This window comes from Vibrio sp. 1874 (assembly GCF_033344395.1).
Taxonomy (GTDB): Bacteria; Pseudomonadota; Gammaproteobacteria; order Enterobacterales; family Vibrionaceae; genus Vibrio; species Vibrio alginolyticus.
In genome coordinates this window covers 260098-272478 of sequence record NZ_JAWPOR010000003.1, presented here as the reverse complement: position 1 = coordinate 272478, position 12381 = coordinate 260098, and the positions used below count along the sequence as shown (strand labels likewise).

11 protein-coding genes are annotated in these 12381 nt (G+C 44.1%); 6 read left to right on the top strand and 5 right to left on the bottom strand.

The window, feature by feature from the left end:
• Positions 1–187: 187 nt before the first annotated feature.
• The gene (locus tag R8N46_RS08660) at positions 188–1564 is read right to left on the bottom strand and encodes an MATE family efflux transporter (RefSeq protein ID WP_005378048.1); all 1377 of its coding nucleotides are present in this window, start codon (positions 1562–1564) and stop codon (positions 188–190) included.
• A 94-nt stretch (positions 1565–1658) separates the two neighbouring features.
• Here R8N46_RS08660 and R8N46_RS08655 point away from each other — a divergent pair, with 94 nt between their 5' ends.
• Positions 1659–3110, top strand: a complete 1452-nt coding sequence (locus R8N46_RS08655) for a DUF2867 domain-containing protein (protein ID WP_042522001.1) — start codon at positions 1659–1661, stop codon at positions 3108–3110.
• 30 nt (positions 3111–3140) lie between these two features.
• Here the strand turns inward: R8N46_RS08655 and R8N46_RS08650 are convergent, their stop codons facing one another.
• From R8N46_RS08650 to rsuA, 3 genes are all read right to left on the bottom strand, one after another.
• Positions 3141–3803 (bottom strand): DUF2913 family protein, encoded by a 663-nt coding sequence (locus R8N46_RS08650; protein WP_005378053.1) that lies wholly within the window; start codon positions 3801–3803, stop codon positions 3141–3143.
• Complete coding sequence (locus R8N46_RS08645; RefSeq protein WP_005378055.1) at positions 3803–5005, bottom strand: Bcr/CflA family multidrug efflux MFS transporter; 1203 nt, start codon at positions 5003–5005, stop codon at positions 3803–3805. Before R8N46_RS08645 ends, R8N46_RS08650 begins: the two co-directional genes overlap by 1 nt.
• A 436-nt stretch (positions 5006–5441) precedes the next feature.
• On the bottom strand, positions 5442–6143 hold the full coding sequence (gene rsuA, locus R8N46_RS08640) for a 16S rRNA pseudouridine(516) synthase RsuA (protein WP_005388670.1): 702 nt from the start codon (positions 6141–6143) through the stop codon (positions 5442–5444).
• Positions 6144–6264: 121 nt separating this feature from the next.
• Here rsuA and R8N46_RS08635 point away from each other — a divergent pair, with 121 nt between their 5' ends.
• The 5 genes from R8N46_RS08635 to rplY all read left to right on the top strand — a co-directional run bounded on the left by R8N46_RS08635 (position 6265) and on the right by rplY (position 11174).
• Positions 6265–8016, top strand: coding sequence for a DEAD/DEAH box helicase (locus R8N46_RS08635; RefSeq protein WP_025766854.1), 1752 nt, complete (start codon positions 6265–6267; stop codon positions 8014–8016).
• A 95-nt stretch (positions 8017–8111) separates the two neighbouring features.
• Positions 8112–8537, top strand: a complete 426-nt coding sequence (locus R8N46_RS08630) for a PepSY domain-containing protein (protein ID WP_025766855.1) — start codon at positions 8112–8114, stop codon at positions 8535–8537.
• A 76-nt stretch (positions 8538–8613) separates the two neighbouring features.
• The gene (locus R8N46_RS08625) at positions 8614–9273 is read left to right on the top strand and encodes a response regulator transcription factor (protein ID WP_005378073.1); all 660 of its coding nucleotides are present in this window, start codon (positions 8614–8616) and stop codon (positions 9271–9273) included.
• Entirely contained in the window at positions 9263–10612 is a 1350-nt protein-coding gene (locus tag R8N46_RS08620; protein WP_025766856.1) for an ATP-binding protein, read from the top strand. The genes R8N46_RS08625 and R8N46_RS08620 overlap by 11 nt, the downstream gene beginning before the upstream one ends.
• Before the next feature lie 283 nt (positions 10613–10895).
• Positions 10896–11174: a 50S ribosomal protein L25 gene (gene rplY / locus R8N46_RS08615; protein WP_005378066.1), complete on the top strand. Its 279-nt coding sequence runs from the start codon at positions 10896–10898 to the stop codon at positions 11172–11174.
• Positions 11175–11321: 147 nt separating this feature from the next.
• Here rplY and R8N46_RS08610 read toward each other — a convergent pair whose 3' ends face one another.
• Complete coding sequence (locus R8N46_RS08610) at positions 11322–11837, bottom strand: GNAT family N-acetyltransferase (RefSeq protein WP_017634886.1); 516 nt, start codon at positions 11835–11837, stop codon at positions 11322–11324.
• Positions 11838–12381 lie beyond the last annotated feature (544 nt).

Here is a 12381-nt window from a genome sequence, read left to right as displayed (position 1 = left end):
TGATTATGCCGCTCGGATGGTGTTTAAAAATTGGGATCAGAATCTACACTAAAATCCTGTTAGTAGAAAGTATTTTGAATGCTTGATCACACTATGGAAGTACAAATGCAACTCGATTCACTTTCTGTTGCTAATTTTGTTGACGTTTTGAGCAGATTTTTGCAGCCAAAATAAACTCTGTTCCTCCTTACTGGCCAATCAGGTTTTTCATCCATTTTCGGCTAACCATTCTTGGCAAGCAAATCGCCCACTTCACAACTTCTTCCGTCAAAAAGAGTAAGTAAACCCATTGTGGGTCCCAATTGAGATAAATCGCTGCAAATGCTGCGAGTGGAATCCCGATCACCCACTGCGCCAAGATGTCTTGATACAAACAAAACTTAACATCACCGCCCGCACGTAATACACCAACAATAGCCATCATCGGCACCGAGCGTAGCACGACACCCAACGCAAGAATCACCATAAACTGTTCAGCTAGCTCGCGAGTGTCCGTTGTCAGTGCACTAAACGCATTAAGGATCCATTGATTTGACACTATCAACAAGACGGCGACCACAAATGCGATAAGCACATTCAAAATGACCGTAGCCCATGCTTGATAATAAACGGGTTCAAAATTACGAGCGCCGAGCTGGTTCCCTACTAGAACTGCGGCCGCATTCGATAAACCAATCATCATCGCCAATGCGATCGACTCAACAGGTGTCATTACGGAAAGCGCCGCCAAACCTTGCACGCCTGCTTGCCCCATGATGGCGTGATAAGCAAACAACCCACCAGCCCACGCCAAGAAGTTAAATGTGGTTGGCAAAGAGAGGCTCAAGAAACGCGTAATTTTATCTAAGACCAATCCTGCGCGTATATCATCCCAGCCAAATGCGATTATGTGTTTTTTCAACCATAGATAACCAAACAAGCAACCTACTTCGATCGCGCCACTGATTACCGTTGCGATCGCTGCTCCCGTAATACCCAAAGCAGGAAAGCCTAATTGACCAAAAATTAAAACCCAGTTAAGAAAAACATTAGATAAAATGCCTATACCACTAAAAAAAGTGCTTAAGCCTGGTTGGTGCATCGCCCTTAGGCCCACCGACATACTGGCCACACATGCAACAGCAAACATGCTAACCGACGAAATAATGAGATAGCTGGCCCCTAGCTCAATCACTTCTTGTGAATCGGTAGTCAAACTCATGATAGGCTGTGGAAAAACAACAAACAAAGCAACAGCAATCGCAGCAAACATCATTGCGATCATCCATGTTAAAGCGGTACTGCGACGCACCCCAACTTTATCGCCAGCCCCCCAATATTGAGCGGTTAACAACGCACCGCCCGTTGTCACCCCAACTAACATGATGGTGGTGACGAAAGTCGCGCGCGCAGCAACTCCAACAGCGGCAATTTCAGCTTCACCAAGTTGACCAAGCATAAGAACATCGACGAGGCTTCTGCTAGAAAACATCATGCTTTGCAGTGTAATTGGTAACGCGATTGCAAATAAACGACGTAAGAATGCTTTATCTGCGTGTATTGAGAGTTGAGAAAGAAAAGTCACAAGCGCTCCAACGACAACTTATTGATAGAATGGGGAAAGTGTCTCATGATTATACTCTGTGGTGTTTATTCCACCAACGATAAAAGGACAGATAATGAAAAAGGTGTTGGTGCTAGGCGCCTCGGGTTACATTGGCTCTCAACTTCTTCCGTTACTTTTAGATAAAGGTTACGCCGTCACAGCAGCGGCGCGACATATTGATTATTTAGAGTCAAGAACTCAGCCTCACCCTAATTTAACGTTAAGGTATCTCGACTTGGCTGACGCAGAGACCACGAAGGCTGTAGTGAACGATTTTGATTTAGTCTTTTTTCTCGTGCACGGGATGGCTCAAGGTGATGACTTTGTTGAGTACGAACTAAACCTTGCTTTGAACTTCAAATATGCGTTGGAACAAAGCTCCGTCGAGCATGTTGTATATTTGAGTGCCATTCAACCTCAAACCGGAAACTCTCGCCATTTAGCCGCTCGTAAAGCCACGGGAAAAATAATTCGACAGTCTGGTGTTCCAGTAACTGAATTGCGTGCTGGCGTTATCATCGGTCCCGGCTCTGCCGCTTTCGAAATCATGCGTGACTTTGTCTACAACTTACCTATTTTGATCGCGCCTAAATGGGTCGACTCAAAAGCGAACCCTATCGCCTTGCCCAATCTCAACCACTATTTGTTGAAGTTAGCAGAAGCCCCCTATCCAGAAGAAAGTGAAATTTATGAAGTTGGAGGGCCAGATACACTTAGCTACCGCGAGCAGTTCAAGGTCATTTGCCGAATCACGAACAAGCCGTATCGGTTGTGGTCGACCCCGCTACTTACTCCGAAAATGGCATCGTACTGGCTAGGTTTAGTTACCTCAGTGCCAACTAGTATCGGTAAAGCATTACTTGCAGGCTTAGAGCACGACTACATTGCAGACTCCAAAGCGATTGAAGAACGATTTCCTCAAACGCTGATCAGCTACGAGCAAGCGGTAACTGATACCATTCAAGATGAAGGCACATTTGTACGCAGTAATGTCTGGGGGTTTGAACCCGCAGCGCTTCGTCGATGGCAACCAGGATATGGCTATTACCCAAAACAAGCTGGAGCGAGCATTAAAACTCAAGCCTCCGCTGCGGCATTATGGAAAGTGGCGCAAAAGATCGGGAGTCGCGAAAAAGGCTATTACTTTGCCAACATCTTGTGGCGTACACGTGAATGGCTCGATATCTTTTTTGGTGGCGGAAAACCGATTCGCGTTTCTCCTCCTGGACCAGAGCTTAAAGTCGGTGATTTTATTGACTCTTGGAAAGTGATTCGCTGCGATAATAATCAGTTTCTTTCACTGTTTTTTGGTATGAAAGGCCCAGGCCTTGGGCGTTTAGAAATTACCATCAAAGATCTCGGTGACGAACGAGAATTGGATATTACCGCCTGGTGGCACCCGCAAGGGTTTCTTGGGCTGCTTTATTGGTTTGCAATGATGCCAGCCCATCTTTTCATATTTAAAGGCATGGTCAAAGCCATCGCGAAAGAAGCAAACCGTTTAGAAAACAAAAAGCCCCAATAACAGGGGCTTCTAAACACTCAAAATGTCACTTTAGTCAGCTTTGAACGAGAGTGGAATTTCGGCTAACTGGTTGCCTTCGTTTGCTGGAAAAATAAGGTACTCGCCATGGTATTTCACCATCGATTTGTAGTCTGTTACCTTATGTACCATAAAGCCCGCTTGCGCTGCTTTCTCAACAAACTCAGCATGATTGCCACGTACAAACCAACTCATTGGCTTTACGAGCAACTCGCCATCAAAACAGCTTTCGCATTGGTCTGCACATAACGCTAAAGAGTTTTGACCTTCAGTGAAGATTTGTACTTTGCCGCACCCAATCAGTTGCTCAGACGTTGAGACTTCCCAGCCTGCTTGCTCCATCAAATCAAGAAAAGACTCAATATCTGAATCTTTGAACACTTTGGAGTCTTCACCTTCAGGGAAGAATTGCGCATAAAAAGCAGAAATACGTTTAAAGATAAACAACAAACCAGCATCGTTCCCCTTTGAGCGACCTGCTTTTTGCCAACGCGTTAAGTCATCGCCTACCGTACGTCCGAAACGTTGTGATTTTAGCGCCTTTGTTACCCAACGCACTAAATAATGGTTATTCGCAACAGGGGCATTGGCTAACTTACCTGAGCGATGCTCTTGATCTAACTCTTCAAGTGCTGAGTTAACCAAGTTTTGAATTTCTTTGGTGTAATTCGACATTACGCCTTTCTTCCTAAAGTCCAATAAAACAGTGCTGAAAGCACAGAACAAGCAAACATCACGATGATCATCGGCCAAGCAACATTCCCGGGCAGTGATGCCACCAGCGCACCAACCAATGAACCGATACCGAATCTTAATGTCCCCGCTAGAGACGACGCCGTACCCGCCATTGATGGGTAACCACTTAAAAGCAGCGCCATCGCGTTACTACCTATCGTCGACAATGTACCGATAAACAGCACAACAAAAGGCACAATGCCCCATAATCCGAAGTCCATTAACCAACTTACGAATAAACCAATCCCCGCCAAAAGTTGCACGAACAACCCAAAACGAAGCATGGCATGGGAACCCACTTTCTTCACCAAGCGACCATTAATACTGGTCATGATGATCATCGCCACAATGTTCAAACCAAATAGGTAACCAAAGTGGTCTGGTCGAACACCATATAAATCAATATAAACAAACGAACCCGCCGTCAAAAATGCAAACATTCCGGAAAATGAAAACGCACCTGAGAGCATCAAACCGATCGCTTCAGGATTGGAGCATAATCTGGCGTAGTTTCTCAGCGTCGTGCGGAAACGAAGAGGCTGACGATTTTCAAGCTGTAACGTTTCAGGGATTTTCCAAAGTACGAGAAAAATCACGACTACAGCGAAAATAGCTAATACCCAAAAAATGGAACGCCAACCAAACCAAATCGCGAGATGGCCACCGATCATCGGTGCCACCAACGGCGCAATAGTAATGACCAGAGTAACGAAGGACATTGCGCGTGCAAAGTCTTCACGGTCAAACATGTCACGCACGACAGCTTGGATAATGACCGCCGCTGCCGCGCCAGCAAAACCTTGTGCCGTACGTACATAGGTCAGCGCATCAATGCCATTTGTTGTCGCACTCACAACAGCAGCCAAGCCGAAGAAAAGTACGCCTAAAATCAACACAGGTCTGCGACCAAAGCTATCGGCAAGCGGCCCGTGAATTAACTGGCCGATCGCAAAACCCGCGGTATAAGCCGTCAACGTAATCTGAACCGCGCCAGGCGCGACCCCCAAATCTTTCGCAATTGTCGGCATCGCAGGCAAATACATATCGATCGCCAAAGGCGTCAAAGCACCAATCGCTCCTAGTACCAGAAACAATAGAAAACTGATTTGGGATTGCGGAGCACTTTGAGCTTTTTCTGTCATTCTTTTACCTCTTGTTGGAGCCCTACCGTCAATACTTGCAGAACAAAGTGAAAATAACGGAAGTTCTCATATCGCTGAATGTAGAAGCCAAAAACCTGTTCTATCCAACGTTCGAGAATCATAAGGGCAAATATGTACCAAGGTGTGACCTTGACGAACTCGACATAGAAAAGCATGTGAAAGCGAAATGTGTTTATGGGAAACAAACACAATGCAGTAAAAATGATGGCGTTGACACCATCATTCCATTCACCGTAGCCGAAGGCTTTGCAATAAGAGTATGCATGCATCAGCTAAATGCAAAGGCATATCACTGAGATGAGTAAGCACACCGGAATTGTCTAGGCACTAATTTTGGTAGGAAAATTTATTTTGAGCCAATTCCTACCAAAAGACTAGTTCCTATTAGGAACTAAAGAATTTCCCATGCCGACAATTAATTCCAAATAGAATCAATTTCTTCTTGCGTGAGGTAGCGATAATCACCTGGTTCTAGTGCCTCATCAAGTTCGATAGAACCAATACGCTCACGATGTAAGTACTCAACTTTATTTCCTAACGCCGCGAACATACGTTTCACTTGGTGATACTTACCTTCCACGATAGTTAACAATACTTCATTCTCGGCCTCGTTCACGATTTCCAAACGAGCGGGCAATGTTGCTTCTGATTCATTGCGCAAAATGATGCCTTGTTCGAGCTTTTCCGCGTAATCTGGCTGAATAGCATCGACGAGCCAAACACGGTACGTTTTCTCACACTTATGCTTAGGTGAGGTAATACGGTGAGACCACTTACCATCATCCGTAATCAACACTAAACCAGTTGTGTCGACATCTAATCGGCCCGCAAAGTGAAGGTTTTCAATTTTAGGCTCATCAAGCAATGCGAATGCAGTTTGGTTGTAGCCATCTTCATGTGAACAAACAAAGTCAGCAGGCTTATACAACATAATGTAACGAGGGCCAGGAGCACCAATAACACGGTCTTCCCACATCACTTCCGCACCTTTAGGTACTTTAAATGCACCACTTTTTTGAACCTCACCGTCAACGGTGATGTCTCCACTTTTGATGATCTTTGTTGCCTGTTTGCGTGTTGCACCCAGAGCGTCACACAAATATTTATCTAAACGCATGAATACCTCATTTAATTATACCCAAGTGATCTCTAAATCTTGGTTTAAAGGTCACTTGGGTATAAAAGTCAGGTATTATAGCGTTCCTCGTTCGAATAGTTGAGCAATTTCACATATTTTCATGTACACACTTCGTCCTTATCAAGCCGACTCGGTTAAAGCCGTTATTCATTACTTTCGTAAACACTCGACACCAGCAGTGATCGTGCTGCCAACCGGTGCAGGAAAAAGCTTGGTGATCGCAGAACTTGCTCGCCTTGCGAAAGGACGAGTGTTAGTCCTCGCCCACGTCAAAGAACTGGTCGAGCAAAACCACGCGAAGTATGAAGGTTATGGTTTAAAAGGTTCTATCTTCTCAGCAGGATTGGGACGAAAAGAAACTGACCAGCAAGTCGTGTTTGCTTCGGTTCAATCGGTCGTACGTAACTTAGATTCGTTCAAAAACCAGTTTTCTCTGCTCGTTATTGATGAGTGCCATCGTGTGCCAGATGACAAAAACAGCAGCTACCAAAAAGTTATTACTCACTTACGAGAACTGAACCCTGGCATTAAGGTGCTGGGATTAACTGCAACGCCCTATCGTTTAGGAATGGGCTGGATTTATCAGTATCATACCCGAGGTCAAGTGCGAACCGAAGAGCCTCGATTCTTCCGCGATTGTATTTTCGAACTGCCGATCCGTTACTTGCTCGACGAAAACTTCCTCACTCCAGCCCGCATGATGGATGCGCCCGTTTTGTCTTACGACTTCTCTCAGCTGAAGCCCGCTAACACCGGACGCTACAAAGAAGCAGAAATGGATATGGTGATCGATAAAGCCAAACGTGCGACTCCACAAATTGTTGAGCAAATCATGCAATATGCGAAAGAGCGTCAAGGTGTCATGATCTTCGCTGCAACTGTTCGACACGCACAGGAGATACACAGTTTATTGCCAGAAGGCGAAACTGAAATCGTCATTGGTGATACACCTACGCCGGAGCGCGATGCGATCATCCAAGCGTTCAAGAATCGTCAAATAAAATACTTAGTCAATGTTTCGGTACTGACAACCGGGTTTGATGCGCCGCATGTCGATTTAATCGCGATTTTGCGACCAACAGAGTCAGTCAGTCTGTACCAACAGATAGTAGGACGAGGATTACGCTTATCAGACGGAAAATCAGAATGTTTAGTGCTTGATTACGCAGGCAACAGCTACGATTTATACCAACCTGAAGTCGGTGATCCCAAACCAGACTCTGACAGTGAAATTATCACGATTCCTTGCCCGGCTTGCGGATTCAATAACAATTTCTGGGGTAAGTTGGATAGTAACGGTTTCTTGGTTGAACATTTTGGCAGACGTTGCCAAGGTTACTTTGAAGATGAAGACACTGGCGAACGTAAACACTGTGGCTACCGTTTTCGCGCCAAATACTGCGGTGAATGTGGTGCGGACAACGATATCGCTGCACGAATTTGTCATGAGTGTGACGCGACGCTCGTTGACCCAGATAAAAAGCTAAAAGAAGCCCTTAATCTCAAAGATGCATTGATCTTTGAATGCACAGAAATGGACCTATCTGTATTTAAGTCCAGTGATGGTAAATCTCAGCTAAAGGTGACGTATTCTGGTGAACCATACCAAGGCGAAGGCAATGCGTTAGTTCATGAGTTTTGGACATTGAGTACCAAAAAACAAAAACAAACGTTTAAAGATCAGTTCGTACGCCCCCACTTAGCAGACAAGCATCGCCCTTTTGAAGAGGCTTCACCGACACGCGTTGTCGCTAATCAACATCGTTTCCGTTTGCCTCAGTTTGTTATTGCTAGAAAATCTGGTCGCTTTTGGAAGCTGCGAGATAAGATTTTTGAAGATGAGTTGAAATAACATCGACAACACATGGCAAAACTTAATTAGCTGATTCACTCTCTGTTCATCTATCTCCGATATACTGCGGCTAACGCTCCAGAAAAGGTTTGACTATGTATAAAGCAACGACTTCTCTACATTCTGCGTTACTTTTCGGCCTTATCACGACATTCATGTGTGCACCAAGTTTTGCCAAGCATGGCAACGAGTACACATCACAAAATGGCCACGCCATCGTGCAAGATGTCGAAAAGCCAGGAACACGCATCGAATTCGATGAAGATCAAGATGAGGTCTATCGCGCGGTTCAACAAGGATATATACGACCATTTTCGGAACTTTACGCCGCAGTAGAAAACGACCTATACGGCCGCATCATCAAGGTCGAGCTTGAAGAAGATGAAGGTGCTTGGGTGTATGAATTGAAAATTCTGTACAACAATAGCGTCCTGAAAGTTGAGTACGACGCCGCCACGCTGGAAATGCTTGAGATCAAAGGTCGCAGCTTTAACAAAGCGTTAAAGCCGCAAAACAACTAAACTTGTCTAATGCGTAATCCAGACACGATGCGTAACTTACTTCGATAAAAATCCAAACATAATAAGAATCATCAATATGAAAATACTTGTTGTTGAAGATGATCCTCGTTTAGGCGAGCAAATCATCGAAACATTAGAAAGTACCGGCTGGGTACCAGAATTGTCCCAAGATGGCATAGACGCTCTGTATCGCGCGACTTCGGAAGAATGGGACGCCATTGTTCTCGACCTCGGCTTGCCAAAACTGGATGGTCTTACCGTCCTAAAAGGCATCAGAGATGAAAACATTAATACTCCTGTCGTGATTCTAAGCGCTCGCGACACCCTAACGCAGCGAGTTGAAGGCTTAAACGCAGGTGCAGACGATTACCTAACTAAGCCGTTTGAAATGGTTGAGCTTATCGCTCGTATTCGCGCACAACTGCGAAGAGCATCAGGTAACGCCTCTCCTGTGATGCAAATTGGCGACTTGAGCTTGGATACGCGCACTTCTAAAGTCATGTGGCAAGGGCAAGCAGTAAGCTTAACGGCGCTGGAGTATAAAGTGGTCGCTTACTTTATGCATAACCCAGAAAAAGTAATTTCTCGAACCGAACTCGTCGAGCACATTTACAAACAAGACTTTGATCGTGACTCCAACACAATCGAAGTTTTTATCGGCCGAATTCGTAAAAAAATCGCACCAAAGATCATCAAAACTGTCCGAGGGTTGGGATACCAATTAAATGCCGAATAGAAACAGGCTACCGTTAAACGCAATAAAACGACTGAGTATCAAAAGTCGCCTCGTTTTAGCGGCGATCGTTTGGTTAACGGCAATGATCCTCGCCGCTGGTGTGACGATACCGACGCAGGTCTACAACTATATGGTTGATGACACTCGCTCACAGCTCAGCATTTTTATGGATGAAGTCGCCGCACAGTTAGAAGTCGATAACACCGGGCATCTTTCACTCACAGCTCAGCTATCAGACCCTCGATTTAACCGACCTTACAGTGGTTTGTATTGGAGTGCCTCTACAGAGGCAAGCCTCGAACGTTCTCGTTCTTTGTGGGACAAAAAAATCGAATACAAAGGTTTGGATAAAGATGCGTATGGAGCAAGAGGCGAAAAACTAATTACGCTAGAAAAAGCGCTGTATCTTCCTGATTACGATGGTCCTATTCACATTATTATTGGTATTGACGAAGAGCCCATTAAAAATACCCTTCAGACGTTAATCGGCCAACTTTGGCTTATTTTGGGTTTATTATTCGCGGGCGTACTTACCGTCATTTTACTGCAAATTGCTTGGTCATTGAGTCCGCTTACAAAGCTACAAAAAGAATTAGCCGAGCTGAAGTCTGGTAATAAAAAGAGTCTAGAAGAAACCTACCCAAAAGAGATTTCTCCTCTAATCTTCGACCTCAATGCTCTGCTGTTCCATTACCAAGAATTACTAGAGAGAGCTCGCAATCATGCAGGTAACCTATCTCATGCACTTAAAACGCCACTTTCTGTTCTAAAAAATGAAGTTCAGACATTAGAACCTGAGGCACAATCCCGTCTCCGAGCTCCAATCAATCAAATACAAGACCATATCGATTACCATTTGGGTCGTGCCCGTATGGCCGGATCGATGAACATATTATCAGTGAAGTCGAACCCAGCAGATCGTGTGGATGCTATCTCAATGGCGTTTGATAAAGTGTATGCGAGCCGAAGCATTACCTTAATTAATGAACTTGATTCAGAGCTGAATGTAGCAGTAGAGCAGACCGATCTCGATGAAATGCTAGGTAACTTGCTAGAAAATGGCTATAAGTGGGCCAACAGCATGATTCGTGTGCACTCCTCTCAGGATAAGGAAAATATACACATCATTATTGAAGATGATGGGCCAGGCATCCCTAAAGAGAAACTGAGTCAAGTAATCAAGAGAGGAGTTAGATTGGATGAAACAACCCCTGGCTCAGGTCTTGGTCTAAACATAGTCAGTGAAATGGCACACAGTTACCGAGGTCAATTAACATTGGATACAAGCGCTTTGGGTGGATTAAAAGCATCTTTAGTCTTACATCTCAGCCGAACATAAAGCATATAACAGTAAACTTTGTTCTTCGGACCTTGATCAGTAAACCGATGAAAATGAAGTCGATGTGAACAAAATCCAAGCAAAGCGTTAAAAGGGATAGCCTTCCACCCCGCTAAATCATACCTTTTTGTTGATTTGGATACGATTTGGGTTGCCCATTTATAAGTGGAATGATAGTATCCGCGCTCGCTTGAACAGTTCCTGTTTCAAGCTTTACCACGAACAACAAGGTCGCATTGTTGATTGTGAACATTTGATTTTTACTAATTTGAGAGTAAATACTATGAAATTCGAAGCAGTAGTACGTACTGAACTAGGTAAAGGTGCGAGCCGCCGCCTACGTCACGCTGGCAAATTCCCTGCAGTTGTATACGGCGGTGAAGAAGCAGCAGTAGCTATCGTTCTTAACCACGACGACATCGTAAACCAAATGGACAAGCCTGAATTCTACGAAGGCATCGTTCTAGTTATCGATGGCAAAGAAGTTAAAGTTAAGCCACAAGACGTTCAACGTCACGCGTTCAAGCCAAAAGTTGAACACATGGACTTCATCCGTATCTAATTCCCTACCAAGGAATTAATCGGATTAAATCCAAACCTTTTGCATAAAAGATAATCGGACTTACCAACCGAGACATCTACAAAATTTCAAAACCCCGGAGTCTTACCACCTCCGGGGTTTTACTATATTTGGCATATAGCATTTGATTTATGAACGGGCAATATACTTCACTAAAGTGAGATCGGTCAGCGTCATACTCTCAATCACTTCCGACTCTTCCTCTCCAGTACGCACAAAACCACACTTCTTGTAAAAGTTAAGCCCCTGTTGATTAGTATCCAGTGCTTTCAAACTGATCTGCATAACTGACGTAGAGAGCAAACGTGTCTCTAACTCATCTAACAGTGCACTTCCTGCTCCTTGCCCATAATGTAGCGGCGTAACGTAGCAACATGTCACTAATGCCGTTTTATCTTCGCTGGTGTGGTTAGGTAACTCGTAACTTAAAAAGCCAACAATTTCTCCTTGCCTCTCAACTACGATCAATTGGGCCAGTTGCTCCGTCATCACTCGCGCCCACATCCTTTCTCGACGCTCAATCGTAAACTGCTCTATGTAGCTCTTTGGCATTAATCCTTTATACGCCACCTGCCAAGAATCAACGTGTATCTTGGCGATTTGGGCTGCTTCCTTTTTGAGTGCGTCCCTTACTGTGTATCTCATAAGCATCCTTTATTAGCGTTCACCACTTACAAATTCTTTTAACCCTACCCTTTAAACCAAAGCTCAAAGATAACAGCTACAGTCGCAACGCTTTACATTAATCCATTTCATTTTCATTAATTAAATGATAGTTCACATCATAATATTCGAAGAAGAATGATCCATTATTTACTTTTCATTTTGACTCATTAGGTTGAATCTATTTGTTTAAACATTCGAGTGTCAAATGCGGAATAAGCACGATAAGGTATCGGATGAGGATAAATAAACGATGCTTAAAGCATAAGGTTTCTAAACGATCGCAATTATAGTAAAGAGATAAATACAATTTTTGATAGAGTTTGGCAGAATAAAGCCATGATCAAATGAGTTTAAGCTCTGTGCTGTTCATTATGCATACAAACCGCCACCCCTCATCATCAGAGCGAAAATTTATAACGATTTGTGTCATACCTATTAGGAAAAACATAAACTTGGCAAAATAATCACCAAAATCAGCGTAATACTTCGCAAAAATGCGCATTGATTCACACAAACAACACAC